General features: G+C 66.7%; 22 protein-coding genes, 1 tRNA gene and 1 pseudogene. 8 read left to right on the top strand and 16 right to left on the bottom strand.

The genetic code is table 11. The features are described from left to right. Nucleotides 1-83 precede the first annotated feature (83 nt). Complete coding sequence (dnaG, locus tag H7F51_RS04460) at nucleotides 84-1,940, bottom strand: DNA primase (protein ID WP_185663039.1); 1,857 nt, start codon at nucleotides 1,938-1,940, stop codon at nucleotides 84-86. Between the two features lie 21 nt (nucleotides 1,941-1,961). Beyond that, complete coding sequence (locus tag H7F51_RS04455; RefSeq protein WP_185663038.1) at nucleotides 1,962-2,414, bottom strand: GatB/YqeY domain-containing protein; 453 nt, start codon at nucleotides 2,412-2,414, stop codon at nucleotides 1,962-1,964. Nucleotides 2,415-2,584: 170 nt separating this feature from the next. Between H7F51_RS04455 and carA the strand changes: the two genes are divergently transcribed. From carA to greA, 3 genes are all read left to right on the top strand, one after another. After that, nucleotides 2,585-3,751 (top strand): glutamine-hydrolyzing carbamoyl-phosphate synthase small subunit, encoded by a 1,167-nt coding sequence (carA, locus tag H7F51_RS04450; protein WP_185663037.1) that lies wholly within the window; start codon nucleotides 2,585-2,587, stop codon nucleotides 3,749-3,751. 54 nt (nucleotides 3,752-3,805) lie between these two features. Continuing rightward, nucleotides 3,806-7,129 carry a carbamoyl-phosphate synthase large subunit gene (gene carB / locus H7F51_RS04445; protein ID WP_185663036.1) on the top strand — a complete coding sequence of 1,108 codons (3,324 nt, stop codon included), beginning with the start codon at nucleotides 3,806-3,808 and terminating at the stop codon, nucleotides 7,127-7,129. A 137-nt stretch (nucleotides 7,130-7,266) separates the two neighbouring features. After that, entirely contained in the window at nucleotides 7,267-7,743 is a 477-nt protein-coding gene (greA, locus tag H7F51_RS04440) for a transcription elongation factor GreA (RefSeq protein WP_185663035.1), read from the top strand. A gap of 77 nt (nucleotides 7,744-7,820) precedes the next feature. Here greA and H7F51_RS04435 read toward each other — a convergent pair whose 3' ends face one another. The 5 genes from H7F51_RS04435 to H7F51_RS04415 form a co-directional block, all read right to left on the bottom strand. Next, nucleotides 7,821-8,045, bottom strand: a complete 225-nt coding sequence (locus H7F51_RS04435; protein ID WP_185663034.1) for a DUF4170 domain-containing protein — start codon at nucleotides 8,043-8,045, stop codon at nucleotides 7,821-7,823. A 62-nt stretch (nucleotides 8,046-8,107) separates the two neighbouring features. After that, entirely contained in the window at nucleotides 8,108-8,623 is a 516-nt protein-coding gene (locus H7F51_RS04430) for a hypothetical protein (protein ID WP_185663033.1), read from the bottom strand. Further along, a complete protein-coding gene (locus H7F51_RS04425) occupies nucleotides 8,620-8,973 on the bottom strand; it encodes a hypothetical protein (RefSeq protein WP_185663032.1) in 354 nt (117 codons plus the stop codon). The genes H7F51_RS04430 and H7F51_RS04425 overlap by 4 nt, the downstream gene beginning before the upstream one ends. Further along, entirely contained in the window at nucleotides 8,966-9,367 is a 402-nt protein-coding gene (locus H7F51_RS04420) for a phage holin family protein (RefSeq protein ID WP_185663031.1), read from the bottom strand. The genes H7F51_RS04425 and H7F51_RS04420 overlap by 8 nt, the downstream gene beginning before the upstream one ends. Nucleotides 9,368-9,421: 54 nt before the next feature. Further along, nucleotides 9,422-10,021, bottom strand: a complete 600-nt coding sequence (locus H7F51_RS04415) for a hypothetical protein (RefSeq protein WP_185663030.1) — start codon at nucleotides 10,019-10,021, stop codon at nucleotides 9,422-9,424. Nucleotides 10,022-10,223: 202 nt separating this feature from the next. On the opposite strand from H7F51_RS04415, the gene eno reads away from it, so the two are divergent. Next, entirely contained in the window at nucleotides 10,224-11,507 is a 1,284-nt protein-coding gene (gene eno / locus H7F51_RS04410) for a phosphopyruvate hydratase (RefSeq protein WP_185663029.1), read from the top strand. Between the two features lie 477 nt (nucleotides 11,508-11,984). Here the strand turns inward: eno and H7F51_RS04405 are convergent, their stop codons facing one another. Beyond that, complete coding sequence (locus H7F51_RS04405; protein ID WP_185663028.1) at nucleotides 11,985-12,668, bottom strand: helix-turn-helix domain-containing protein; 684 nt, start codon at nucleotides 12,666-12,668, stop codon at nucleotides 11,985-11,987. A gap of 120 nt (nucleotides 12,669-12,788) precedes the next feature. Between H7F51_RS04405 and H7F51_RS04400 the strand changes: the two genes are divergently transcribed. The 3 genes from H7F51_RS04400 to H7F51_RS04390 all read left to right on the top strand — a co-directional run bounded on the left by H7F51_RS04400 (nucleotide 12,789) and on the right by H7F51_RS04390 (nucleotide 16,142). Continuing rightward, nucleotides 12,789-13,007, top strand: coding sequence for a hypothetical protein (locus H7F51_RS04400; RefSeq protein WP_185663027.1), 219 nt, complete (start codon nucleotides 12,789-12,791; stop codon nucleotides 13,005-13,007). Between the two features lie 292 nt (nucleotides 13,008-13,299). Then, nucleotides 13,300-15,408 carry a M13 family metallopeptidase gene (locus tag H7F51_RS04395; protein WP_185663026.1) on the top strand — a complete coding sequence of 703 codons (2,109 nt, stop codon included), beginning with the start codon at nucleotides 13,300-13,302 and terminating at the stop codon, nucleotides 15,406-15,408. A 101-nt stretch (nucleotides 15,409-15,509) separates the two neighbouring features. Beyond that, complete coding sequence (locus tag H7F51_RS04390) at nucleotides 15,510-16,142, top strand: LysE family translocator (protein ID WP_185663025.1); 633 nt, start codon at nucleotides 15,510-15,512, stop codon at nucleotides 16,140-16,142. A 4-nt stretch (nucleotides 16,143-16,146) separates the two neighbouring features. Here H7F51_RS04390 and H7F51_RS04385 read toward each other — a convergent pair. Further along, a pseudogene (locus tag H7F51_RS04385) lies at nucleotides 16,147-16,452 on the bottom strand (6,7-dimethyl-8-ribityllumazine synthase); the annotation flags it as partial. Nucleotides 16,453-16,696: 244 nt separating this feature from the next. Beyond that, complete coding sequence (locus tag H7F51_RS04380; protein ID WP_185663024.1) at nucleotides 16,697-17,779, bottom strand: acyltransferase family protein; 1,083 nt, start codon at nucleotides 17,777-17,779, stop codon at nucleotides 16,697-16,699. 194 nt (nucleotides 17,780-17,973) lie between these two features. Here H7F51_RS04380 and modA point away from each other — a divergent pair, with 194 nt between their 5' ends. After that, nucleotides 17,974-18,735 carry a molybdate ABC transporter substrate-binding protein gene (gene modA / locus H7F51_RS04375; protein WP_185663023.1) on the top strand — a complete coding sequence of 254 codons (762 nt, stop codon included), beginning with the start codon at nucleotides 17,974-17,976 and terminating at the stop codon, nucleotides 18,733-18,735. 152 nt (nucleotides 18,736-18,887) lie between these two features. On the opposite strand, the gene H7F51_RS04370 is transcribed toward modA, so the two are convergent. The 6 genes from H7F51_RS04370 to H7F51_RS04345 form a co-directional block, all read right to left on the bottom strand. After that, nucleotides 18,888-18,963, bottom strand: a tRNA-Lys gene (locus H7F51_RS04370). Between the two features lie 119 nt (nucleotides 18,964-19,082). Next, complete coding sequence (gene rodA, locus H7F51_RS04365) at nucleotides 19,083-20,198, bottom strand: rod shape-determining protein RodA (RefSeq protein ID WP_185663022.1); 1,116 nt, start codon at nucleotides 20,196-20,198, stop codon at nucleotides 19,083-19,085. Further along, nucleotides 20,195-22,318, bottom strand: a complete 2,124-nt coding sequence (gene mrdA / locus H7F51_RS04360; protein ID WP_185663021.1) for a penicillin-binding protein 2 — start codon at nucleotides 22,316-22,318, stop codon at nucleotides 20,195-20,197. Before mrdA ends, rodA begins: the two co-directional genes overlap by 4 nt. Beyond that, nucleotides 22,315-22,857, bottom strand: coding sequence for a rod shape-determining protein MreD (locus tag H7F51_RS04355; RefSeq protein WP_185663020.1), 543 nt, complete (start codon nucleotides 22,855-22,857; stop codon nucleotides 22,315-22,317). Before H7F51_RS04355 ends, mrdA begins: the two co-directional genes overlap by 4 nt. Continuing rightward, nucleotides 22,854-23,768 (bottom strand): rod shape-determining protein MreC, encoded by a 915-nt coding sequence (locus H7F51_RS04350; protein ID WP_185663019.1) that lies wholly within the window; start codon nucleotides 23,766-23,768, stop codon nucleotides 22,854-22,856. Before H7F51_RS04350 ends, H7F51_RS04355 begins: the two co-directional genes overlap by 4 nt. 68 nt (nucleotides 23,769-23,836) lie before the next feature. Continuing rightward, nucleotides 23,837-24,883 (bottom strand): rod shape-determining protein, encoded by a 1,047-nt coding sequence (locus H7F51_RS04345; protein WP_281384410.1) that lies wholly within the window; start codon nucleotides 24,881-24,883, stop codon nucleotides 23,837-23,839. Nucleotides 24,884-25,069 lie beyond the last annotated feature (186 nt).

The following is a 25,069-nucleotide window of genomic DNA, read 5'->3' as shown; positions in this document are numbered from 1 at the left end:
ATTATACCGCGAACACCGGCCATTTGCCCGAGATGCGCGATAAATGCCAGTTCTCTTTCGGCCAAAAATGCTTTGGCCCAGTTTCAGCGACGCATCAGCTCTTTGCGTTCACGCTCCAGCTCGGTCTTGCGCAGGCGCAACCGGGTCTGCTCGTCATAGTCAAATCGCTCCGTCGCCGCGTTAAGTGCTGCTTCAAGCTCGGGCCCCTCGATGAGGATGGCAATCGCCGATTCCAGTGCCGCCAGCGCCAGCGCTTGGTCCGTGTCCGGCAGCGTGAAAGGAAAAGGAATGCGATCGTAATCGTCGGGCGAGGGGATGCCTAGTCCCCTGATTGCCAGATTGTTCTCCACGGCCGCTTTTTCAAGGGGTTCGCCCTCATCTATGTAATCCAGCAGGGCGTCCAGCAGCCGCCCGTGTGCCGGATCGACCAATCTTGCGCGCGAAAGGCTCTCGCCGTGGCGGGCAAGGGCCTGGGGCCAAAGCGCGAGGCCCGCGAGTACGGCGGCGGCCAGCGCCTGACCCGAGCCGCCGGTGGCCTTGCGCAGGCGGCGCACGGTTTCGGGCGAGGGCGGGGGCGGGGTGTCGCTGCGCCAGTTGCCGGTGCGGCCCTGACTGTTTCTGGGCGCTCGGGGGCCATTGGCGGCGGCGCGAGGCTGCCAATTGCCGGAATCGCGGCGGGGAAAGGCGAATTCGGAGAAGCGCTCGGTCAACTCGCGCTTGTAGAGCGCCTTGATGTCAGGGTCCGAGATCAGCTCGACATGGGCCATCAGGCGAGCCTTGAGCCCGGCCTTGCTTTCCGGCGTATCGAGCGGAAGGGCGTCGCGCTCATGCTCCCACAGGGTGTCGAGCAGACCCTTGGCCTGACCGAAGAGCTCTTCCATCGCCCCGGCGCCGCGCTGCTTGATCAGGTCGTCGGGGTCGAGCCCGCTCGGCAGGCGGACGATCCGCAGCGAATGGGCGGGCTTGAGCAGGGGCAGGGCGCGGGCGATGGCGCGCATGGCCGCGCGCTGGCCGGCGGCATCGCCATCGAAGCAGAGGATCGGGGTTTCGACCACGCGCCACAGCAGGGCAAGCTGGTGCTCGGTGAGCGCCGTGCCCAAGGGCGCGACCGCTTCGTGAAAGCCGGCGGCGGCCAGCGCGATCACGTCCATGTAGCCTTCGACCACGACCATCCTGCCGGTCTGGCGGGCGGCGGGGCCGGCGCGGTGCAGGTTATAGAGCGTGCGCCCCTTGTCGAACAGCGGCGTGTCGGGAGAGTTCAGGTACTTGGGCGCATCGGTCTTCTGCGCGTCGAGGATGCGGCCGCCGAAGGCGATGACCCGCCCGCGCGCGTCCTCGATCGGCAGCATCAGGCGGGCGCGAAAGCGGTCGTAAGGTTCCTTGCCTTCGACCGCGATCCTGAGGCCCGTCTCGAGCAGCTTGTCCTCGGGGAACTTCGCCAGCGCGGCCTTCAGCGCCTGCCGCCCTTCCGGGGCATAGCCGAAGCCGAAGCGGGCGAGGGTATGCGGATCGAAGCCGCGCGTGCCGAGATAGGCGCGGGCACGGGCACCCTCCGGAGCGGCGAGTTGGGCAACGAACCAGTCCTGCGCTGCCTTCATCACGTCGTGCAGGCTGTCCCGCTGCTCAGCCTGCTTGGCCGCGCGCGGGTCGGGGGCCGGGACTTCCATCCCGGCCTCCGCCGCCAGTTCCTTGACCGCGTCCATGAACGAGAGGCCGCGCTGGTCGGTCATCCAGCGGATCGCATCGCCGTGCGCGCCGCAGCCGAAGCAGTGGTAGAAGCCCTTCTCGTCGTTGACGGTGAAGCTGGGCGACTTCTCGTTGTGGAATGGGCAGCAGGCTTTGAACTCGTGCCCCGCCTTGGTCAGCCGCGTGGTGCGCCCGATCACGCCGGACAGCGTGATGCGCGAGCGCAGCTCGTCAAGCCATTGGGGGGAGAGCATCGGGCCTGCTACCTGCCGTGATCAGGCCAGCGCGGCCTTCACCAGCCCGCTGGCCTTGCCCATGTCGAGCTGGGTGCCATGGCGGGCCTTCAGTTCGGCGACAACCTTGCCCATGTCCTTCATGCCGCTGGCGCCAAGTTCGGCCTTGATCGCCTCAATCGCGGCCTTCACATCGTCCTCGCCCATCTGCTGGGGGAGGAATTCCTCGATCACGGCCAGCTCGGCCTTTTCGACGTCGGCCAGTTCCTGCCGGCCGCCCTGCTCATAAAGAGAGATCGATTCGCGGCGCTGCTTGGCCATCTTCTGCAGCACGTCGACCACGATCACGTCGTCATCCGGCACGCTGGACGCGGTGCGCAGCTCGATGTCCTTGTCCTTCAGTTTGGCCAGGATCAGGCGGACGGCGGCCAGCCGGGTCTTGTCGCCGGCCTTCATGGAAGAGACCTGCGCGGCCTTGATCGAATCGCGGAGCATTTTTTCCCTCGTGAGTCTGGGAGTTTTCGGGAATATTCGTGCAGGTGCACAACGGCCTGCCAACCTAGCCGGGATTTTCGCGCTTTCAAAGGTTGACGCGGCGGCAAGGGGGGCTTAGCGGGCGGGCCTTAGCACCCATTGCCGAAACTTACTAACGGAGCGCCCATTCCATGGCCGACGCCGCCACTTCGCACGCGCAGCAACCCAAGGACGCGAGCGGAGTCCTCGTTCTGGCCGACGGTACCGTCATCTGGGGCCGCGGCTTCGGCGCCATCGGCGAGGCCGTGGGCGAGGTCTGCTTCAATACGGCGATGACCGGATACCAGGAGGTGATGACCGATCCCTCCTACGCCGCGCAGATCGTGACCTTCACTTTCCCGCACATCGGCAACGTCGGCACCAACGAGGAAGACCTCGAGTCGCAGGTCGAGGGCGCGGTTGGCTGCGTGGTGCGTGAGGACGTGACCGCCCCGTCCAACTTCCGCTCGCGTCGGGAATTCTCGGACTGGCTCAAGTCCAAGGGCAAGATCGGCCTTTCGGGCGTGGATACCCGCGCGCTGACCCGCCGCATCCGCCTGTCGGGAGCGCCCAATGCGGTGATCGCCCACTCGCCCGAAGGCAACTTCGACATTCCGGCGCTGATCAAGCGCGCCCAGGCATGGCCGGGCCTTGAAGGCATGGACCTTGCCCGCGTGGTCTCCCGCGAAAAGCAGGAAGGCTGGGAAGGCGGCGTGTGGACGCTGGGCAAGGGCTATGCCCGCAGCCCGCGCGATGCCCGGCCGCATGTCGTCGCGATCGACTACGGCGCGAAGGACAACATCTTCCGCAATCTGGTGAAGGCCGGCGCGCAGGTGACCGTGGTTCCCGCGCAAACCTCGCTCGACCGGATTCTCGAACTCAAGCCTGACGGCGTGTTCCTCTCCAACGGCCCGGGCGACCCGGCGGCGACCGGCGCCTATGCCGTGCCGACGATCAAGTCGCTGCTCGAAAAGGACGTGCCGATCTTCGGCATCTGCCTCGGCCACCAGATGCTGGCGCTTGCCGCCGGGGCCCGCACCACCAAGATGCACCAGGGCCACCGCGGCGCGAACCACCCGGTCCAGCGCAGGGAAGACGGTGTGGTGGAAATCACCTCGATGAACCACGGCTTTGCGGTGGATAACAACGCCTTGCCCGACAATGTCGAGGAAACCCACGTCTCGCTGTTCGACGGTTCGAACTGCGGCATCGCGGTAAAGGGCAAGCGCGCGTTTGGCGTGCAATACCACCCGGAAGCCTCGCCCGGCCCGCAGGACAGCTTCTACCTGTTCGAGAAGTTCGTGGGGATGCTGGGGTGACCTTGGTCGCCTCGCTCACCACCGCAAACCAGACACGAATTTAAGGCAAGCCCGATGCCCAAGCGCACTGACATCTCTTCGATCCTCGTCATCGGCGCCGGTCCGATCATCATCGGCCAGGCCTGCGAGTTCGACTATTCCGGCACGCAAGCGATCAAGGCGCTGAAGGAAGAGGGCTACCGGGTGATCCTGGTGAACTCCAACCCCGCCACGATCATGACCGATCCGGAATTCGCCGACGCGACCTATATCGAGCCGATCACGCCCGAAATCGTGGCCAAGATCATCGAGAAGGAGCGGCCCGACGCCGTCCTGCCGACCATGGGCGGGCAGACCGCGCTCAACACCGCGCTGGCCCTGTTCAACGACGGCACGCTGGAGAAGTTCGGCGTCAAGATGATCGGCGCCGATGCCGATGCGATCGACAAGGCCGAGGACCGCCAGCGCTTCCGCGAGGCGATGGACAAGATCGGGCTGGAAAGCGCTCGCAGTGGCGTTGCACATACGGTGCAAGAGGCTTTCGACGTGCTGGAACGCACCGGTCTGCCCTCGATCATCCGGCCCAGCTTCACGCTCGGCGGAACCGGCGGCGGCGTGGCCTATAACAAGGCCGAGTTCGAGCACATTGTGAAGACCGGGCTCGAAGCCTCGCCCACCACCGAAGTCCTGATCGAGGAATCGCTCCTCGGCTGGAAGGAATACGAGATGGAAGTCGTCCGGGATCGGAACGACAATGCCATCATCATCTGCTCGATCGAAAACGTCGATCCGATGGGCGTCCACACCGGCGATTCGATCACGGTCGCTCCGGCGCTGACCCTGACCGACAAGGAATACCAGATCATGCGCTCGGCGAGCATTGCCGTGCTGCGCGAGATCGGGGTGGAAACCGGCGGTTCCAACGTGCAGTTCGCGGTCAATCCGGCCGATGGCCGCCTGATCGTGATCGAGATGAACCCGCGCGTGTCACGCTCCTCGGCGCTGGCGTCCAAGGCCACCGGCTTCCCGATCGCCCGCGTCGCAGCCAAGCTGGCCGTCGGCTATACGCTGGATGAGCTGACCAACGAGATCACCGGGGCGACCCCGGCCTCGTTCGAGCCCAGCATCGACTACGTCGTCACAAAGATCCCGCGCTTCGCCTTCGAGAAGTTCAAGGGCTCGCAGCCGCTGCTCTCCACCGCGATGAAGTCGGTCGGTGAGGTCATGGCGATCGGGCGGAACATCAAGGAATCGATGCAGAAGGCCCTGCGCGGCCTCGAGACCGGGCTCGACGGCTTTAACCGTGTGCCCGAACTCGAAGGCGCCAGCCGCGACGAGATCACCGCCGCGCTCGCCAAGCAGACGCCGGACCGGCTGCTTCACGTGGCCCAGGCCATGCGCGAGGGCTTCTCGGTCGAGGATATCAACGCGGTAACCCATTACGACCCGTGGTTCCTGCGCCAGATCGAAGAGATCATCGCCGAAGAGGCGAACATCGTGGCCAAGGGCCTGCCGATCGATGCCGAGGGCATGCGCCGGCTCAAGGCGATGGGCTTTTCCGACAAGCGGTTGGCGACGCTCGCCGTCCGCTCGGTCGGTGTCGCGGGTGGACTGGGCGAGACCCAGGCCAAGCGCTCGGGCCTGCTGCACGATGCGATCAAGGGCCTCGCTGGCGCCACGTCGGAGGCCGAGGTGCGCCAGCTGCGCGGCAAGCTCGGCGTGCACCCGGTGTTCAAGCGGATCGACAGCTGCGCCGCCGAGTTCGAGGCAGTGACGCCCTACATGTATTCGACTTACGAGGGCCCGACCTTCGGTGAGCCGGAATGCGAGGCGCGTCCGTCCGACCGGCGCAAGATCGTGATCCTCGGCGGCGGGCCGAACCGGATCGGGCAGGGGATCGAGTTCGACTACTGCTGCGTTCATGCCTGCTTCGCGCTGGCCGAAGCCGGTTATGAGACGATCATGGTCAACTGCAATCCCGAGACCGTCTCGACTGACTATGACACGTCGGACCGGCTCTATTTCGAGCCACTGACCGGCGAGGACGTGCTGGAAATCCTGCGGGTTGAACAGCAGTCCGGCGAACTGGTCGGCGTGATCGTGCAGTTCGGCGGCCAGACCCCGCTGAAGCTGGCCCAGGCATTGGAAGATGCCGGGATCCCGATCCTCGGCACCTCGCCCGACGCGATCGACCTTGCCGAAGACCGCGAGCGCTTTGCCGCGCTGGTCGATAAACTTGGCCTCAAGCAGCCCGCCAACGGCATTGCCCGCAGCCGCGACGAGGCCGTGGCCGTCGCCAACCGCATCGGCTTCCCGGTGCTGATGCGCCCGTCCTACGTGCTCGGCGGCCGCGCGATGGAAATCGTCGACAGCGTGGCCCAACTCGATGACTACATCGCCACGGCGGTGCAGGTTTCGGGCGACAGCCCGGTCCTGATCGACCAGTACCTGCGCGACGCGATCGAATGCGACGTCGACGCCCTTTGTGATGGCGACAAGGTCGTGGTCGCGGGCGTGATGCAGCACATCGAAGAGGCGGGAATTCACTCGGGCGACAGTGCCTGCACCTTGCCGCCCTACAGCCTGCCGGCCGAGATCATCGCCGAGATGGAGCGCCAGGCCGAGGCGCTGGCCTTTGCGCTGGGCGTCAAGGGTCTGATGAACATCCAGTTCGCGGTGAAGGACGGCGTGGTCTACCTCATTGAGGTCAACCCGCGCGCCAGCCGCACCGTGCCTTTTGTCGCCAAGGCGATTGGTCAGCCGGTCGCCAAGATCGCGGCCCGGGTCATGGCGGGTGAGAAGCTGGATACCTTCCCGCCCTTCAAGCGCGATCTCGACTATATGGCGGTCAAGGAAGCGGTCTTCCCGTTTGCTCGTTTCCCCGGGGTCGATCCCGTGCTTTCGCCGGAAATGAAGTCGACCGGCGAGGTCATGGGTCTGGACCGCGATTTTGCCACGGCTTTCGCCAAGAGCCAGCTTGGCGCGGGGACCAAGCTGCCCCAGGGCGGGCTGGTGTTCGTCTCGGTCAAGGACAGCGACAAGGCAGTGATCCTGCCGGCAGCGCGCAAGCTGGTCTCGCTCGGCTTTACCCTGATCGCTACCGGCGGAACCCAGCGCTTCCTCGCCGAAGCGGGCGTGCCGGTGGAGCGCATCAACAAGGTGGCCGAAGGCCGTCCGCACATCGTCGATCGTATCGTCGATGGTGATCTGGCGATGATCTTCAACACCACCGAGGGTTGGCAGAGCCTGAAGGATTCGCAGTCGATCCGCGTGGCGGCGCTTAACGGCAAGGTTCCCTACTTCACCACGGCCGCCGCTTCGGTCGCCGCGGTCGAGGCGATTGCGGCCTTGCGCGGGGCACAGCTTGAAGTGCGCTCCCTTCAGGCCTATTATGGCTGAACCAACCGCGTCTCCCCGCAATCGCGACAGGTAAGCGGCCCTATGGTGGACTAAGGCACCGTAGGGCTGGGAAAACTGACGCCTGACGAGGGGGGCGGCGGCGAAATGTGCCCGCCGCAAGAAGGAATTACAGGGTTATGGCAAGTATCGAAAAGCTGCCGATGCTGGCTGAGGGCTATGAAAGGCTCATCGCCGAGCTGAGGGCGCTGCGCGAGGAGCGGCCGAAGATCGTTGACGCGATCGAGGAAGCCCGTGCTCACGGGGATCTGTCGGAAAACGCCGAATATCACGCTGCCAAGGAACGCCAGGGCCAGGTCGAGGCCTCGATCGCGGATCTGGAAGACAAGGTCAGCCGCGCCAGCATCATCGATCCGACCAGCTTGTCGGGTGACCGGATCGTGTTCGGCGCGACCGTGACCCTGCTGGACGAGGACGAAAAGCCGGTGCGCTACCAGATCGTCGGCCCTTATGAGGCTGACGCCAAGGTGGGGCGGATCAGCTACAATTCGCCGCTCGGCCGCGCCCTGATCGGGCGCAGGGTCGAGGAGGAAATCGAGGTGACCGTGCCCTCGGGCGACCGTTTCTACCTCGTGAACAAGATCGAGTTCATCTGAGCTTCGCTTGCCAAGCTTCTGAAATGCAAAAGGCGCCGGTCACCCGGCGCCTTTTTCGTTGTCCCACGATCGTGGGATCAGCTTCCCGGCAGCTCGGGTTCGAGCAGGCGGTGAAGGTGGACGATGACATACTTCATTTCGGCATCGTCGACCGTGCGTTGGGCGCGGCCGCGCCAGGCCTCTTCGGCCTCGGCATAGGAACCGTAGACCCCGACGAGGTCGAGTTCGGAGAGATTTTTGAAATCGAGCGTCTGGGGGTCGGAGACCCGGCCGCCCATCACGAGATGGAGAAGTTGCGTCATCGATGGAAAACCCTGGAGAGTGGAGCGAAACGCTAGCCACGCCTTTGCCGGGTTTTCAAGTGTCAGTGACGCAAATGAGAGCGAAGTCTGATCGCCTGTCGTCCGATCTTATGGCTTGCCTCGCGTGCCGTGGCCGAAGCCGTGCTGAGGACGTCGCCGAGGACGCCGGCAGCCTTGCGCGAATAATCGGCCGCATTGGTGCCCACCGTTTCGGCCGCGCCGGGCAGCGCTTCTGCCGCCTCGCTGGCCCGGGCGATGGCCTGCTTGCCGTAGAGCAGGCCAAGTTCGCCGGCGATTCCGGCCACCGCGATAGCGCCCTTGGTCAGGCGCCGCGCGGCCGCGCGAGGCATGACAGCCCCGGCAAGGGCGCCGAGCGCGATGCCGCCGACGAGCACGGCGAAGGGATATTCCCTTGCGAAGGCGCGCACGGATTCGGCGGCGTCGGTCGTTGTCGGGGCGGTCTTGGCCGGGGCGGTAGCCCTTCTCCTTGCCGGAGCCTTCACGGCGGTGGCTGCCTTGTCCGAAGCGGCGGGAGCCTTGCGGCGGGTTGGCGAGGTGGGGGAAGCGCTCTTGGTCACGATCTTGCCTTTCGTCCGGCCCATTCCCGGAAACGCGACCACGCCGATTGCGGTTCCCCCGCCTTGATGTGTTTTACCGCGGCCTTGCCGGCGCGGAGCAGCGGGCGGCGCGCCAGCCAGCCGACCAGGCCGAGCACGGGGAGGGCGACCAGCCAGCGGTGATTGCGGGCCAGATCCGTCGCTTCGGCGCCGATCGTGCGGGCGGCGGCCAGCGCATCGTCGCCAAGCCGGGCCGTGACGGAGCGCTGGTCGACCGTGTCGCGGACCCGGTCGACCAGCGTGGCCAACGCGGATCTGGCAGCGTTGCGCCGGACGCGGGCTTCGAGCAGGTCGCTTTCCGGCTCAGACATCGCCCTTTTCATCCCTCGGCAAGATCAGGCGCATGGCCCGCGAGTAGCCGGACTTCGCGGCCAGGGCAAAGGCGAGGGCGACCACGGCCAGCCCGCCCGCGACGATCAGCGTCGCCCACCAGGGGCCGACCAGCGTGGCGAGCGCCATTAGCAGGCCGACGACCAGCGCGCCGAGCGCAAAGACCGCGACGATCAGGGCGATCAGGCCGAAGAGGGCGATCCGCGCAGCCGCTCCCGCCGCGAAGCGGGCGCGGCTGGCCTGATAATCCAGCTCGGCCCCGACATAGTCGCGGCCTTCCGCGCCGAGGCGGCGCAGATCATCGATCAGGCCGGCGAGGCCGGTCGGCGAGACCGGCTCCGCGGCCGAATCCAGCGGTTCGTATTCAGCGTCCATTGACCCCGTTCCAGGCCGGGCCGGTCACGACCCCGCCTGTCCCCCAGCGCTGCATCAGCCTTCCGACTTGTCGGAGCCCTTGAACAGGCGGGCGAAAAAGAAGCCGGCCGCTGCGGCAATGCCAATGGCCAGACCCGGGCTCTTGCGAACCATGTCGCGTGCGTCCTCGCCCAGTTCGGCAAGGTCCTTGGCCTCGAGCTTGTCGGCTGCGTCCTGCATCGACCTGGCGGCCGTGCGGGCATAGTCACCGGCCTTGGGCCCGAGCTTCTCGTCGAGCGTCACGGCGTTGTCCGCCACCAGCTTTGAGACCGCCGAAAGCCCTTCGACGGCCTTGGCCTTGCCTTCGACGGCGAGCGCGGCAGCCTTTTCCTTGGCCTGGCCGCTCATCGCCTTGGCATCGCCGAGCAGGGCCTCGCTCTTGTCGGTCAGCTTCTCACGGTAGCTTCCGGCGGTGTCCTGGACCTGCTGGCCGAGCAACTGGGTGCCGGCCTTGGCCTCTTCGATCGCCTTGGCGAACTTGGCCTTGGCCTCGGTATTGGCGGCCTTGCTCGGCTTGGCAACGGCGGTGGACCCGGCGTTTCCGGCAGCGGCCTTGGTCGCGCGCGGCTTGCGGGCCGCCTTGGGCTTGGCGGGGGTGGCAGTGCTCTCGGCCATGATCTGTCCCTTGTCCTCGTGTCCAATTGCCCCGGCGAGGGCGGCTCCCCGGTACCCTCTTGGAGGTTAACCGATCGTCGCGAATACGTAAACTGTTCGCGCTGTTGCGTGATGATGGGCCAACGCGGCTTGCCTGCCAAGGTTCCTTCGGCCAAGGGGCGATCGAAAACCCCGAAAATACCCCGACAGGGAGGAACTACCGATGACCGCGATTATCGACATCCACGGCCGCGAGATCCTTGACAGCCGCGGCAACCCCACCGTCGAGGTGGACGTCCTGCTCGACGACGGCAGCTTCGGCCGCGCCGCCGTCCCCTCGGGTGCCTCGACCGGCGCGCACGAGGCCGTCGAACTGCGTGATGGCGACAAGGCGCGCTACCTCGGCAAGGGCGTGCTCAAGGCGGTCGATGCCGTGAACAACGAGATCAGCGAAGCGCTGCTCGGCCTCGATGCCGAGGACCAGCGCGACATCGACCTTGCGATGATCGAGCTCGACGGAACCGAGAACAAGGCCCGGCTTGGCGCCAACGCCATCCTCGGCACCTCGCTCGCCATTGCCAAGGCTGCGGCCAATGCGCGCGGCCTGCCGCTCTATGCCTATGTCGGCGGGGTTTCGGCCCATGTCCTGCCGGTGCCGATGATGAACATCATCAACGGCGGCGAACATGCCGACAACCCGATCGACTTCCAGGAATTCATGATCATGCCGGTCGGCGCGTCCTCGCTGGCCGAGGCGGTGCGCTGGGGTGCGGAAATCTTCCACACCCTGAAGAAGGGCCTGCATGAGAAGGGCCTCGCAACGGCCGTGGGCGACGAGGGCGGCTTCGCCCCGAACCTTGCCTCGACCCGCGCCGCGCTCGACTTCGTCATGGCCTCGATCGAAAAGGCCGGCTTCAAGGCTGGCACCGAGGTCAAGCTCGCGCTCGACTGCGCCGCGACCGAGTTCTTCAAGAACGGGAAGTACGAGATCAGCGGCGAAGGCCTCTCGCTCAGCCCGGTGCAGATGGCCGACTACCTGGCCGATCTCGCCGCGTCCTATCCGATCATCTCGATCGAGGACGGCATGGGCGAGGACGACTTCGAGGGCTGGAAGGCGCTGACCGACAAGATTGGGAACAAGGTCCAGCTGGTCGGCGACGACCTGTTCGTGACCAACCCCAAGCGCCTGACCATGGGCATCGAGAAGGGGCTCGCGAATTCGCTGTTGGTCAAGGTCAACCAGATCGGCTCGCTGACCGAGACGCTGGAAGCGGTCTCGATCGCCCAGCGCAATGGCTATACTGCAGTCATGTCGCACCGTTCGGGCGAGACCGAGGACGCGACCATCGCCGACCTCGCGGTGGCCACCAACTGCGGTCAGATCAAGACCGGCTCGCTCGCCCGTTCGGACCGGCTTGCCAAGTACAACCAGTTGATCCGCATCGAGGAAGAGCTGGGCGCCGCGGCGGTCTATGCCGGGGCCAAGGCTTTCGGGCGGCTCGCCTGATCTCGGGATCAAAAGGCCGGACAGGGTGACACGAGTGTAACCCTGTCCGGGCCTGATTTTAGAGAAATTTCGTTCGTGTTCAGAGACTTGCCTGAATGGTGCATGGGTGACACTTGTCCAACCCGGGCGCGCTTTTCAAGACGGTTCAAAGAGCGAGACCCCCCGATCGGTTTGGGCCGGCGTGCGCGTTGATGATGGCAGGCGGGGCGGATGTAGGAAAGCCTGCGCCGCCTGCGCTTGAGATGGCCGCCTTTGCAGAATCTTGTGCGGAAGCTTTCGTTCCTGACGCGCTGAGGTTGCTGATATGGCGCAACCCAACCTCCGCAGGGGCGACGGGATGAGGGCGGTGATCGACCATCTCGTGCAGTTGCCAACGATGCCAGCCGCCGCTGGCATGACGATCAGGCTGGCGGCAAGATTCGGGGGTTGGCGTTTGGCGGTCACCAAGCGTCCGGCATGCCGGATTCGGCTGTCGGTTCAGCTCCATGCCTTGTCGATCGCGCGGCCGTTGGCGCGGGCGGCTTCGATCGTGTCTTCGGCGTCGTTCATGGCGGTGCGGACGAAGTAGCTGACCATCCGGGCGTAGGCATCGGTCGACAGGCGCACGAAGATGCGGCGGGCGTCGGACGGATCAGCCTCGCGCACCACAAGGCCGCGTTCCTCGAGCACGGCGAGCCAGCGCAGGGCCGTGGTGGTCGGCACGGCGGCACCGATGCAGGCGCTGGTTACCGGCACGCGCTTGCCTTCCTTGGCGGCGATGAACAGGTCGAGCAGCAGGTCCCAGGCCGGTTCGCCGAACAGTCCGTCATCCCCGAAAACGGCCGAGCGGCTGCGGCGGTTGCGGTAGGAGCGGCGGGCACCGCGCAGCCAGCGGGCATCATCTTCCAGCAGGGCCGGGGCATCGCCCAAGATGGAATCCGCGCTGCTGATCAGGCTGGGCCGGCCCTGACGCGAAACTTCTTCCAATTCGGCGGCAAGGGCGAGCAATTCATTGGCAGCCGCGATCAGGCGGCGGGCCTGACGGGCGGCGTCTGAGCCGCGCGGTGCCGAAGTGTCGGCGGAATTCAGTTCCGGCCGCGCGGCGGCAGGGGCAGGCGCGCCGACCGTGTCATTCTGGAAAATCTCGGCATGATGTTCCGATCTGCCTGCAATATTACCCATTTTCGAACTGCCCCCTGAGTGACAGGATCGCGCTGCTCCGCACGATCCATTCCGTCAACGGGAATCCTAACTAAAAGTAGGGGTGCTCGTCCGACAAACCTAATCCGATTCCGACGAATCTTGTTCCGGATCGAACTGGGCGCGGAACTGCTGGATCGCGGCATCGATGTGGGCGGCGGCCACGGAAGCGCCGATTGCGTCAAGCTCGGCCTGACAGTCGCACATGCGCTGAAGGATTTCGCCAAGTTCTTGCCCCGTGGGCTTGGCGGCACGCGGCTTCCCGCGATCCGTGTGCTTGAGAGACAGGAATTGCGACATTTCGACCCTTTGATCTTTTGACAGGTAGATTTTTATCAGATCTCCATCCGATGTGGAGCGTTTCGTTGACCCGCGGCGCGGGCAATCGGCGTTTGCATTCTGATGCCTTGTTTTTGATGGATAAGTTCTGCCTGACAAGAGTGTTAACTGTTGTGGTTGTCTCATTTCGTGCCACTCGGCGGCGGTGAATCCGGCAGAAATGCGACTCGGCGCGGGGATGGGGACAAAGGCGCATTTCCGGGTGGCGAGGGCGGGGGGCAGGGCCTATAGGGTTTGCGCCGCATGACCCAACCGACGGGCCGCCAGAGGATTGATGAACCAAGCACGCCGATCCCTGAAGCCCGGCCCCGGCATTTTTACCGCGCTTCTGCTGGCGCTGGCCATTCCCGTGCTGGGTCCGGCCGGCTGCACGGCGGGCGAGGACGAGGATGCCGCGCGCAATCCGGGCACGGGCCTCGGCATCGACGCGGCGGCGATGGACAAGACGGTCAAGCCGGGTGACGATTTCTACGGCTATGCCAATGGCTCGTGGCTGCGCAGCGCGAAAATCCCCGACGACAAGGCGCAGTTCGGCGCCTTTACCGAGGCGGAGCTGGAGACCAGCAAGCAGCTCGGCAAGCTGATCGACGACATTCTCAAGGGCGACGCCGCGCCGGACAGCAATCCGGGGCGGATCCGGGCGTACTATTCGGCCTATCTCGACACGGCGCGCATCGAGGCGGCGGGGATGGAGCCGGCCAGGGCCGATCTCGCCCGGTTCGCGGCGGTCAATGACGTGGCCGGGCTGTCGCGCGTGCTGGGCCAGCAGGTGCGGGCCGACGTCGATCCATTCAACGCGACCGACTTCTTTACCGAGAACCTGTTCGGCCTGTTCGTCACCCGCGCGCTCGACGGCGACCTGCAGGTGCCTTACCTGCTGCAGGGCGGGCTGGGCCTGCCGGAGCGGGAATATTACCTTTCGTCGGCGCCCAAGATGGCGGAAATCCGCCAAAAGTATCGCGCCTATATCGAGACAGTGCTGGCCGCGGCGGGTCTGCCTGACGCGGCGCAGCGGGCCGAGCGGGTCTATGGCCTCGAAATGAAGATCGCGGCGGCCCATGCCACCCGCGAGCAGAGCGAGGATTTCACCCGGCCGCTGCCGGAGTGGGCTCCGGCCGAATTTGCCAAGAAGGCGCCGGGGATCGATTGGGGCACCTTCTTCGCCGCGGCCGGGGTGGCCGGGCCGGGCAAGATCACCGCCTATCACCCGCAGGCGATCGCCCGCCTGTCCGCGCTGGTGGCCAAGGAGCCGCTCGACGCGTGGAAGGACTGGCTGGTCTTCCATCAGCTCAACGGCAATGCCGATGTTCTCCCGGCGCGGATCGACGCGGCCCATTTCGCCTTCTACGGCAAGGTCCTGCGCGGCATCGCCAAGGAGCAGCCGCGCCAGCGGCGCGCGCTCGACGCGGTCAACGACGCTCTCGGCGATGCGCTGGGCAAGCTCTACGTCGAGCAATATTTCCCCGCCTCGGCCAAGCGTGAGATCGAGGGCATGGTCGCGGGCATCAAGGGGGCCTTCGAGCGGCGCATCGGCGCGCTCGACTGGATGGCGCCCGAAACGCGCAGCCAGGCGATCGAGAAGGTGCGCACGATGGAGGTCGGGGTCGGCTATCCCGAGACGTGGAAGGACTATTCGGCCTTCGCCGTCCTGCCGAACGAGGCCTATGCCAACAAGGTTGCGGCGGGCCGGGTGCGGCTGGCGCAGCAGCTGGGCAAGGTCGGCAAGCCGCTCGATCCGCGCGAATGGTGGATGAACGCGCAGCTCGTCAACGCGGTCAACCTGCCGTTGCAGAACGCGCTCAACTTCCCGGCGGCGATCCTGCAGCGCCCGTTCTTCGATGCCAAGGCGGACCCGGCGTTCAACTATGGCGCGATCGGGGCGGTGATCGGCCACGAGATCAGCCACAGCTTCGATAACAACGGGGCCGGGTTCGATGCGCGCGGCCGGCTGCGCAACTGGTGGACCGCGGCCGATCTGGCGAAGTTCAACCGGGCCGGGGCGGCGCTGGCCGACCAGTATGACCGTTATCGCCCGTTCCCCGACCTGCACGTCAACGGCAAGCTGACCCTGGGCGAGAACATTGCCGACGTTGCCGGTCTTGCCGCCGCGTGGGATGCCTATCGCGCCTCGCTCAAGGGCAAGGAGCCGCCGGTGATCGACGGGTTTACCGGGGATCAGCGGTTCTTCATCGCCTATGCCCAGTCATGGGGCACGAAGTACCGGGAGGAAGCGCTGCGCGGTCGGATAGCGACCGACGGACATGCGCCCGGGCAATACCGCGCCCAGACCGTGCGCAACGTCGATGCGTGGTACCGGGCCTTCGATGTGCAGCCCGGCGACAAGCTGTACCTGGCGCCCGAAAAGCGCGTGCAGGTCTGGTGATCGGGTCTTCGTCCGCCCTTGCCAGAGGGCGGGCGTCCGCAGGCCTGCGTAGTGGTGCCGGAGCTGTCGGCCGGTAGAACAGGGCATCAGGAGGTCCCGGCATGGCGCTGCACACATGGTGGATATTCGTGGCGACGGTTTTTGTGCTCAGCGCCACGCCGGGCCCGAACATGCTGCACGTGCTGTCGCGCTCGGTGGAACTGGGGATGCGGCGCAGCGTGGCGGCCATGGCCGGGTGTCTGGCGGCGATCCTGACGCTGCTTTCGGCCTCTGCGGCGGGGCTTACCACGCTGCTGCTGGCCCTGCCGGGCGCCTTCGAGGTGTTGCGTTATGTTGGCGCGGCCTATCTTTGCTATCTGGGGTACAAGGCCTGGCGCAGCGATGCCGCGCCGCTCGACCTGGCGGGGGATGACCTGCCGCGCTCGGCAATCTCGGCGGCCGCTGTCTTTCGCGGCGGGTTTGCCATCGCCATCAGCAATCCCAAGGCGATCCTGTTCGCCGCGGCCTTTCTGCCGCAGTTCATCGCGCCGGGCGCGCCCAAGGCGCCGCAGTTTGCGATCCTCGTGGCGACCTTCGCCGTGATCGAGGCGCTGTGGTATGCGATCTATGCCGGGTGCGGGCGCTCGCTGGCGCGCTGGCTGACCCGCCCGGCGATCCGGCGCGGGTTCGACCGGGCGACGGGCGTGATCTTCGTTGGTTTCGGGCTGTCCTTGCTGAAGGTGAAGCCCGCCTGACGGATCAGGCGAACTTTTCCTTGAGCGCGAGCAGGGCGAGGGCGGCCTTGGCGGCCTCGCCGCCCTTGTCCTTCTGGGCCGGATCGGCGCGGACGAGGGCCTAGGCCTCGTTCTCGACGGTGAGGATGCCGTTGCCGATGGCGACGCCTTCCGTGGGCAGGGCCATGATCCCGCGCGCGCTTTCGCCCGCGACGATCTCGAAGTGATAGGTCTCGCCTGGGATGACCACGCCGATGGCGACATAGCCGTCATAATCGCCGGTCTGGTCGGCCAGGGCAATGGCACCGGGAATTTCGAGCGCGCCGGGGACGTGCCGGTGAGGACACACCCCTTCTGGAGGGCGAGGCGGTGGGCGCCCGAAACCTTGTCGCGGTAAGAGCGAATGGTCCAGTCGCCGCCGTAGTCCGACACGAACGGGCCTTCGGCGACGCATTCCACGAGGTGATCGTGCTTGCGGCGCTATTCGATCCGGTCGTGGACGCGCTCGATGATGATGGTCGACACGGCGGCGCTTCTACGCCTGCGCGATTTGATTGGAAATCCCGATTCTCACATTAGAATGTGTATGGCGCGCGGCGAATGTGATCAAACCCGCCCAAGGCCCACGTGAGGAGGGCGGCGAGTGCGACGGCGACCGGCGGCCCGGCCAGTTCCGGCAGGCCCAGCGCCTCGGCCCCGAGCAGAACCGGGTAGTGCACCGCGTAAAGCGGGAAGGACATCGCCCCGGCGGCGAGGCATGCGGTCCGCATCGCGGGTGACGGGCTGCGCAGGGCGAGCCCGCCCCAGGCGAGCAGTGGCCCGGCGAGGACGACGAAGCCAAGGCTGAGCATTGCCCCGCCGAATCCCGCTGCCCCGGTGGCCCCGGCGGCAAGGAACAGCACTGGCATGGCGCCGAGGGCAAGGGCGGGGTGAACGCGCAGTGGTGGCCGGTCGCCATGCCAGCGCCACAGTAGCAGGCCGAGGGCATAGGAGAAGCCGACCCGCGCGAAGCCCCAGCCCATGTTGCCGGGGCGGGCGCCGAGATCGAGCGTGCCGTAGGCGATGGCGCAGGTTGCCAGCGGCACGAGGAAAACCATCGTGATGGCGAGCAGTTCGCGTTGGCGCAGGCGATAAAGGAAGGCGGCGTGCGCGTAGTTGGCCGCCAGTTCGAAGAAGATCGACCAGGCCGGGGTGTTGAGCGGGAACAGGGCGGCGGCGGCAAAGCTTGGCAGGAGCAGGGCATTGGGCACGGCCGCGAGCAGGAACGGGGCCAGTCCTTCGCCGTCACGCCAGAGGAACGGCACCGAGAGGGCCGCGCCGACCGCCATGGTTGGCCACAGGCGCCGATAGCGCGCGGCGATGAACCGGGCCGGGCCGAGGCTGCCGGCGATCATCTTGCGCTCGTAGGTCCGCCCCATGACGAAACCCGAGAGCAGGAAGAAGAAATCGACCGCGAGATAGGAGGCGGGCGCGATGCGGGTCGCGTTGGGCCAGATCGCCCCGGTGTGCATGATCACCACCATCAGCGCGGCGACGGCGCGCAGCGCATCCAGCCCGGGCAGGCGCAGATCCGACGGGCGCGTGGCCGCATGTCCGGCGGCAGGACTGCCGCCGCCGGAGCTGGGGTGCGGCGACAAGGGCAGATCCTGCGTAGGCACGGCCTTTCCTATAGCCGCGTCCCGCGCGGCGACAAGGGACCGGGCGGGTCCGCCGATCCCGTGCGCGGCACTTTCGGGCGCGAACGGGGCTGATCGGGGCAGATCGCGAGCGAGGGTGCGGCCTGTCATCCGGCGGCTTGCCCGGCGAGGCAAGTGATATATACGAAGCAATATAGCCATCTGCGGACCTTCCCATGCCGATCCTGCGCCTGCTTTGTTTCCTGTTTCTGGCCCTTGCCGCCCCGCTCTCTGCCCAGCAGCGCGGTCCGCTGGTGCTGGCCGCCGCAAGCCTGCAGGAATCGATGAACGATGCCGCCGATGCCTGGGCGGCGCGGCGTCATCCCCGGCCAGTCATCTCGTTCGCCGCCAGTTCGGCGCTGGCCCGGCAGATCGAATCCGGCGCGCCGGCCGACCTGTTCATTTCGGCGGACGAGGAATGGATGGACTATCTGCAGGGCAAAGGCCTGCTGAGGCCGGGTACGCGCGCCGGGTTCGTCAGCAACCGGCTGGTGCTGGTGGCGCCTGCGGCGAGTTCGCTGCGCCTGTCGCTGGTGCGCGGGTTTCCACTGGTGAAGGCGCTGGGCAGCGGCCGTCTGGCGATGGGCGATCCGGGGGCGGTACCGGCGGGGAAGTATGGCGTCGAGGCCATGTCCAACCTTGGCGTCTGGGGGCAGGTCCAGACGCGGGTCGCCCGGGCCGAGAACGTGCGCGCCGCGCTGGCCTTCGTCGAACGCGGGGCCGCGCCTTTGGGGATCGTTTATGCGACCGACGCCATGGCCGCCAAGGGCGTGCGGGTGGTCGGCGTGTTTCCGGCCAGCAGCCACCGGCCGATCACCTATCCGCTGGCCCTGGTCAGCCGCTCCGCCCATCCCGAAGCCGAGGCCTTCCGGCGGTTCCTGCTTTCCCGGGAAGGCAAGGCGATCTTCGCGCGGCGGGGCTTCACCTTCCCGCGCTAGGGTTGGTCAATCCCAGTCGGCCGGGTTAATCTTTCGCGGAAGGCCGAATGGCAATAGGCCGGCGCGTGTTCGGAACGGGTGATGCCCGGGAACCGGTCGGCGTACAGGCCCCGCGACGGGCGGCTTTTCGTGCGATTATCGAGGGGAGGGGGTGGTGGACGCACTAGGGCTCGAACCTAGGACCCGCTGATTAAGAGTCAGCTGCTCTACCAACTGAGCTATGCGTCCACACCGGCTTGCCGGTTGTTCCCGGAGAGGTGCTCCCCCTCGGGAGCGCCCCCTATAGCGGCGATTTTTCAGGAGGAAAGGGGTTTTTTGCCTCCGCGCGAATTTTTTCGCCGGCGCGCTCAGGCGATGCTGCGCGCGCCGGTCCGGCTCCAGTTCTGGACCGCCATGATCGTGCCGATGCAGATCATGTTGGTCATCATCGAGGAGCCGCCGTGGCTCATGAAAGGCAGCGGAATCCCGACCACCGGGGCCAGGCCCATGACCATCATCAGGTTGATGCAGACATAGAAGAAGATCGTGAAGGCCATACCCGCGGCGAGGAGCTGGCTGAACCGGTCGGGCGCGGCGCGGGCGACCCTGAGCGCCCAGGCCAGCACCCAGGCGAAAGTGCCGATCACGAACAGGCCGCCGACCATGCCCCACTCCTCGGACATGGTGGCGAAGACGAAGTCGGTATGAGCCTCGGGCAGATAGTCGAGATGGCTCTGCGACCCGTTGCCGAAGCCCTTGCCGAAGAAGCCGCCAGAGCCGATCGCGATGGTCGACTGGAGGATGTGGTAGCCGGTGCCGAGCGGGTCCTTCTCGGGATCCAGGAAGACGAAGACTCGCTGGCGCTGGTATTCGTGGAGCACGGTGAAGAAGGCGAGCGGCGCGATCACCATGAGCGCGCCGCCAGCCGAGATGAACCACCACAGCGGCACGCCGGCAAGGAACACGACGACCGTGGCGCCGATGGTGATGGCCAGGCCCGTGCCGAGGTCCGGCTGGATGATGACGAGGCCGGCCGGGATCGCCAGCAGGGCGGCGGCCGGGATCAGGGCGCGCCAGCTGGCGGTCATGCTCGGCGGGAGATCGTCGTAGAAGCGGGCGAGGACCAGCACGATCACCGGCTTCATCAGCTCGGATGGCTGGAGGGTCATGAAGCCGAGGTTGAGCCAGCGCTGGCTGCCCCCGCCGATGCCGCCGATCAGCTCCACCAGCACCAGCAGGACGACGATGATCCCGTAGATCGGGTAGGACAGCTGCTTGAACGTGCTGCGCTTCACCCGCGAGATCATGATCGCCATAGCGAGGAATACGAAGAAGCGCAGGAAATGGGTGAGGGCCCAGGGGCGCAGCGATCCGCCCGCCGCCGAATAGAGCACGGTGGCGCCGAAGGTGACGAGGGCCAGCAGGGGCAGGATGACCTGCCATGGCTGGCGCGCCACCGGATCGGGGACGATGCCGCGGATCATCCGGGCGCTCCCGGCACGGGACGGGCTTCCGTCGGCGTGGGCGAGGGGCTCGGGCTGGGGCCGGGGTTCGGACTTGCCTTGGCGCCGCTGGCCGGCTCTTCAGGGAAGGTGTCAGGCGCAGTGCCGACGTTGTTGACCGGGGTGTCCGTATTGTCGGCCTTGGTGATTGCCGCCTGGACCGCCTTGTCGTCGCCCACGCTGGGTGCCGAGGTGCCATATTGGGCGGCGAAGGCGCGGTACTTGGCGTCCATCCGCTCCATCGGGGTGCCACCCCACTGCTTTTCCATGGCGAGCAGGGTATCCCAGGCCTTGCCCTGATCGAACAGGAAGGTCAGCACGTCGCGCGCGATCGGGGCGGCCGCGCGGGCGCCGAAGGTGCCGTGCTCGACCACGACCGAAATGGCGTAGCGCGGCGCTTCGGCCGGGGCATAGCCGATGAACAGCGAATGGTCGCGCGACTTCCAGTCCCCCACGTGGCCGCGGGCGGTGAGGGCGCGGACCTGCGCGGTCCCGGTCTTGCCGGCCATGCGGATGTCGGCCAGCTGGAGCTTGCTGCCGACGCCGGTACCCCCGCCGTTGACCACGGCGAACATGCCGTCGTGCGGCACGGCGAACTGTTCGGCGGTGAAGGGCAGGGGCGGACCCGGCGGCTTGGGCTGGCCGTAGATCAGCGAGGGCATGAGGTTGCGGCCCGAGGCGATCCGCGAGGTCATCACCGCCAGCTGGAGCGGCGAGACGGAGACATAGCCCTGGCCGATCGAGGCGTTGAGCGAATCCGCGGCGGTCCACTCCTGCTTGTAGCGGCGCATCTTCCACGCCGCATCGGGCACGGTGCCATAGCGCTGCTTGGTGCCGGGCAGGTCGAATTCCTGCCCGAGCCCGAGCAGCTTGGCGACCGGGGCAATGGCATCGTAGCCGACCCGGTGGGCCATCGACCAGAAATAGGTGTTGCAGCTGTGTTCGATCGCCGAGCGCATGTCGACGACGCCGTGAACCGCATCGCAGCGGAAGAAGCGGCTACCGAGGCGGTATCCGCCCGGGCAGTTGACCCGTTCCGACGGATCGACCCCGTGCTGCTGGAGGGCGAGGGTGGCCATCGGCTTCATCGTGGAACCGGGAGGATAGAGCCCGCGCAGCGCCTTGTTGAGCAGCGGGATATGGTCGTCCTCGTTGAGCATCTTCCACTGCAGCCGCCCGATCCCGCCGACGAAGGTGTTGGGATCGAAGGCCGGCATGGAACAGAGCGCGAGGATGCCGCCGGTCTCGCAGTCGATCACGGTGACGGCGGCGGATTCGAGGCCGATGCGCCGGGCCGCATAGTCCTGCAGCCCGCCGTCGATGGTCAGCCGGATCGGTTCGCCCTGCACGTCCTCGCGCATGGCAAGGTCGCGCACGACGCGGCCCGTGGCGGTCACCTCGGTGCGGCGCGCGCCCGGAACGCCGCGCAGCGTGGTCTCGAAGGCCTTTTCCAGCCCGTCCTTTCCGATCTTGTAGCCCGGCGTGATCAGGAGCGGATTGTGGTCCTTCTCATAATCTTCGGCCGAGGCCGGGCCGACATAGCCGATCAGGTGCGCCACCGCCGGTCCCGTGGGGTAATACCGCAGGAAGCCGCGCTGGGGGATCACGCCGGTCAGCTCGGGCAGGCGCACGCTCACTGCCGAGAAGGTATCGAAATCGAGCCGGGTGGCGACTTCGACCGGCTGGAACCCGCGGCTGCGCTTGATCTTGTCCGACAGGTCCTGGAGCTGGACCGGGCTCAGGCTGAGCAACTGGCCGAGTTCGGCGAGGGTCTTTTCCTTGTCGACCAGCCGGTCCGGGATGAGGTCGATCCGGAAGTCCGAACGGTTGGTGGCCAGCGGATTGCCGTGGCGGTCGAGAATCCAGCCCCGGCGGGGCGGGATCAGCGCGAGGTTGACCCGGTTGCTTTCGGACAGGGTCTTGTAGCGCTCGTTCTGGAACAGGGCGATGTAGCCCATCCGCGCGGCGAGCAGCATGCCGATCCCCCCCTGCATGGCGCCGACCACGACGGAGCGCCGCTCGAAGGAGTTGGCGAGCGTGCCCGAGGAGATGTGCCGGCCAACGGTCTGGCGCGTCTTGTCGCGCCGGAATGGCCAGATCATGTAAAGGCCCTGAAGCGCCACAGCCGCGCCCGGTCGCAGGCCGCCACGAAGCGTTCGACCAGCGGGAAGGTGAGAACCGAGAAGATCAGCTGCGGGACCAGCGCGTTGAGCACGGGGATCGAGCCGCCGACATGGGCGATGCCGCCGGCGAGCAGCAGGTAGCCGAGGATGAAGGCGGCGGCGACCAGCCATTCCATGACGTAGGAGCGCCAGGGAAAGCGGATCTCGATCGCGTCCATCCCGATCATCGCGGCCGACCACAGCAACATGCCCGAGCCCATCGGCTGGCCGGAATAGCAATCGTCGAACAGCCCCAGCGGCAGCCCGGCCCAGACCGGGAGCACGCCCGGGCGCAGCTGGCGCCAGGCGAGCAGCAGGAGAAAGCCGAAAGGCGGCATGACCGGGGCCGAAGCGATCAGCGGCATTCCCTGCGCCACCGATCCAGCCATGATTACCAGCCATGGCAGCGCCCGCGCCACCAGCGGCGAGGGCGCGCGGTTGATCACGCGATTGCTCTCGGCGGGGCCGAATGCGTTCATTTCTTCCGCTCCGGAACGGGCGGCTGATAGGGGGTCAGTGCCTCGGGCATTCCGGCGGCAACGGCGAAGACCTGCTCGATGCTGACGAATTCGCTTGCCGTCGGGTCGCTCAGGACCTTGGCGACCGCGCCGTCACGGCTGAGCTGGGTGACCACGCCGACGGCGATGCCCGGCCGGTAAAGCCCGCCCGCGCCCGAAGTGACGAAGACGTCGCCGGGCTTGAGCGGATTGACCCCGAGGTTGATCAGCTTGATCTGGAGCGATCCGTCGCCCTTGCCCTGGGCGAAGGCCGGCAGGCCGTCACGCGCGCGGCGGACTGGCACGAGGCTCTCGGGATCGGTAACCAGAAGGACCCGCGCGGTCGAGCGCGAGACTTCGAGTACGCGGCCGACCAGTCCGAGCGGCGAGCGCACCGGCATTCCCACGGCCACTCGGTCGTCGGAGCCGGCAGAGATCGTGGCGAAACGGCGCAGGCTGGTGGCGGACGACTGGATCAGGCGTGCTTCGGCCACGGGCTTCGGGTTGCCGGGGCCAAGCGCATCGCGCAGGCCCAGCATGGCCTTGAGCCGGGTGTTTTCCTCGGACACGGCGCGCGCCTCGGCAAGGCGGACCCGCGCCAGTTCCAGCTCCTGCGCCATTCGCTTGTTCGTCGTGCCCCAGGTCAGCCAGCCATAAAGCGTGGCCCCGGCATCCTGCACGCCAGACCGGCCTGCGGCCACGGCCGAACCAGCAGGCGCGGCAACGTCCGCCGCCAGCCCGCGCACGCCGGAAAAGGCGTCGTGGTCCAGCAGCGAGACCAGCAGCACCCCGCCGCCGACGAGTGCGCCGGCAAGCGCGGCGACATAGCCGAAGAACGTCCCGTATTGCGCCCGCTTGGAAAAGCCGGTGCGCCGGGTGTTCGGCGGCGCCATGCCGTATTCTCCTCAATTGCGGCGGCCCGGCCCCTCTCGGCGCCGCCTGACAAACTGGATCAGCCCGATCAGGCGGTCATCAACACGCCGCGGTAGATGGGGTCTTCCATCGCCCGGCCAGTGCCGAGAGCGACGCAGGACAGCGGATCTTCCGCGATCGAGACCGGCAGGCCGGTTTCCTCGCGGAGGAAATCGTCGAGCCCCTTGATCAGCGCGCCGCCGCCGGTGAGCACGATGCCTTGGTCGACGATATCCGCCGCCAGTTCCGGCGCCGTGTTTTCCAGCGCGATCCGCACGCCCTCGACGATCGCCCCGATCGGTTCGGACAGGGCTTCGGCGATGTTGGCCTGGGTGATCGTGATTTCCTTGGGCACGCCGTTCACGAGGTCGCGGCCCTTGATGTGGATGGTCTCGCCGATCCCGTCAGTCGGGATCATGGCGATGCCGTAATCCTTCTTGATCCGCTCGGCCGTGGCTTCGCCGATCAGCAGGTTGTGGTGACGGCGCACGTAGGAGACGATCGCCTCGTCCATCTTGTCGCCGCCCACGCGGACCGAAGTGGTATAGGCCAGGCCGCGCAGCGAGAGCACGGCGACCTCTGTGGTGCCGCCGCCGATGTCGACCACCATCGAGCCGACCGGCTCGGTCACCGGCATGTCGGCGCCGATTGCGGCCGCCATGGGTTCCAGGATCAGGAAAACCTGGCTGGCCCCGGCATTGGAGGCCGCGTCGCGGATCGCGCGGCGTTCGACCGAGGTCGACCCCGAGGGGACGCAGATCACGATTTCCGGATAGCGGAACATCGAGCGCTTGCCATTCACCTTGCGGATGAAGTGCTTGATCATTTCTTCGGCGATTTCGATGTCGGCGATCACGCCGTCACGCAGCGGGCGGATTGCCTCGATATTGTCGGGCGTCTTGCCCATCATCATCTTGGCGTCGTCGCCCACGGCCTTGACCCGCTTGATCCCGTTCAGGGTTTCGATCGCGACGACGGACGGTTCGTTGAGTACGATTCCGCGATCCTGGGCATAGACCAGCGTATTGGCGGTGCCGAGGTCGATGGCGAGGTTCTGCGAACCGAGCTTGAAGAATCGGGACAACATGGAGGACATCGGGCGTGTTTTCCGTCGCTTTTACAGGTTCTGGCGGGCCCTTTCGCGGATGCGCTGGGCAGGCGCCGGGATCGGGAACGCGGCTCCTTAGCGCAGCCTTGCGTCAAAGGCCAAAAATTTGTCGCGAAAGCGGGTGATACCGTCTCCCCTCGTCTCGCAAAGGCGGCGCTTCGTCGTTAGGTTCGC

The sequence above is a fragment of the Novosphingobium flavum genome (assembly GCF_014230315.1).
GTDB lineage: Bacteria > Pseudomonadota > Alphaproteobacteria > Sphingomonadales > Sphingomonadaceae > Novosphingobium > Novosphingobium flavum.
Note: the sequence above shows the minus strand (reverse complement) of the source record. Positions and strands in the feature narration are given on the sequence as shown.

Bases quoted from the DNA above. Each gene is read 5' to 3' on its own strand.
- dnaG (WP_185663039.1), bottom strand. From the start codon at position 1,940: ATGCTCTCCCCCCAATGGCTTGACGAGCTGCGCTCGCGCATCACGCTG.
- H7F51_RS04455 (WP_185663038.1), bottom strand. From the start codon at position 2,414: ATGCTCCGCGATTCGATCAAGGCCGCGCAGGTCTCTTCCATGAAGGCC.
- carA (WP_185663037.1), top strand. From the start codon at position 2,585: ATGGCCGACGCCGCCACTTCGCACGCGCAGCAACCCAAGGACGCGAGC.
- carB (WP_185663036.1), top strand. From the start codon at position 3,806: ATGCCCAAGCGCACTGACATCTCTTCGATCCTCGTCATCGGCGCCGGT.
- greA (WP_185663035.1), top strand. From the start codon at position 7,267: ATGGCAAGTATCGAAAAGCTGCCGATGCTGGCTGAGGGCTATGAAAGG.
- H7F51_RS04435 (WP_185663034.1), bottom strand. From the start codon at position 8,045: ATGACGCAACTTCTCCATCTCGTGATGGGCGGCCGGGTCTCCGACCCC.
- H7F51_RS04425 (WP_185663032.1), bottom strand. From the start codon at position 8,973: ATGTCTGAGCCGGAAAGCGACCTGCTCGAAGCCCGCGTCCGGCGCAAC.
- H7F51_RS04420 (WP_185663031.1), bottom strand. From the start codon at position 9,367: ATGGACGCTGAATACGAACCGCTGGATTCGGCCGCGGAGCCGGTCTCG.
- H7F51_RS04415 (WP_185663030.1), bottom strand. From the start codon at position 10,021: ATGGCCGAGAGCACTGCCACCCCCGCCAAGCCCAAGGCGGCCCGCAAG.
- eno (WP_185663029.1), top strand. From the start codon at position 10,224: ATGACCGCGATTATCGACATCCACGGCCGCGAGATCCTTGACAGCCGC.
- H7F51_RS04405 (WP_185663028.1), bottom strand. From the start codon at position 12,668: ATGGGTAATATTGCAGGCAGATCGGAACATCATGCCGAGATTTTCCAG.
- H7F51_RS04395 (WP_185663026.1), top strand. From the start codon at position 13,300: ATGAACCAAGCACGCCGATCCCTGAAGCCCGGCCCCGGCATTTTTACC.
- H7F51_RS04390 (WP_185663025.1), top strand. From the start codon at position 15,510: ATGGCGCTGCACACATGGTGGATATTCGTGGCGACGGTTTTTGTGCTC.
- modA (WP_185663023.1), top strand. From the start codon at position 17,974: ATGCCGATCCTGCGCCTGCTTTGTTTCCTGTTTCTGGCCCTTGCCGCC.
- rodA (WP_185663022.1), bottom strand. From the start codon at position 20,198: ATGATCCGCGGCATCGTCCCCGATCCGGTGGCGCGCCAGCCATGGCAG.
- mrdA (WP_185663021.1), bottom strand. From the start codon at position 22,318: ATGATCTGGCCATTCCGGCGCGACAAGACGCGCCAGACCGTTGGCCGG.
- H7F51_RS04355 (WP_185663020.1), bottom strand. From the start codon at position 22,857: ATGAACGCATTCGGCCCCGCCGAGAGCAATCGCGTGATCAACCGCGCG.
- H7F51_RS04350 (WP_185663019.1), bottom strand. From the start codon at position 23,768: ATGGCGCCGCCGAACACCCGGCGCACCGGCTTTTCCAAGCGGGCGCAA.
- H7F51_RS04345 (WP_281384410.1), bottom strand. From the start codon at position 24,883: ATGTCCTCCATGTTGTCCCGATTCTTCAAGCTCGGTTCGCAGAACCTC.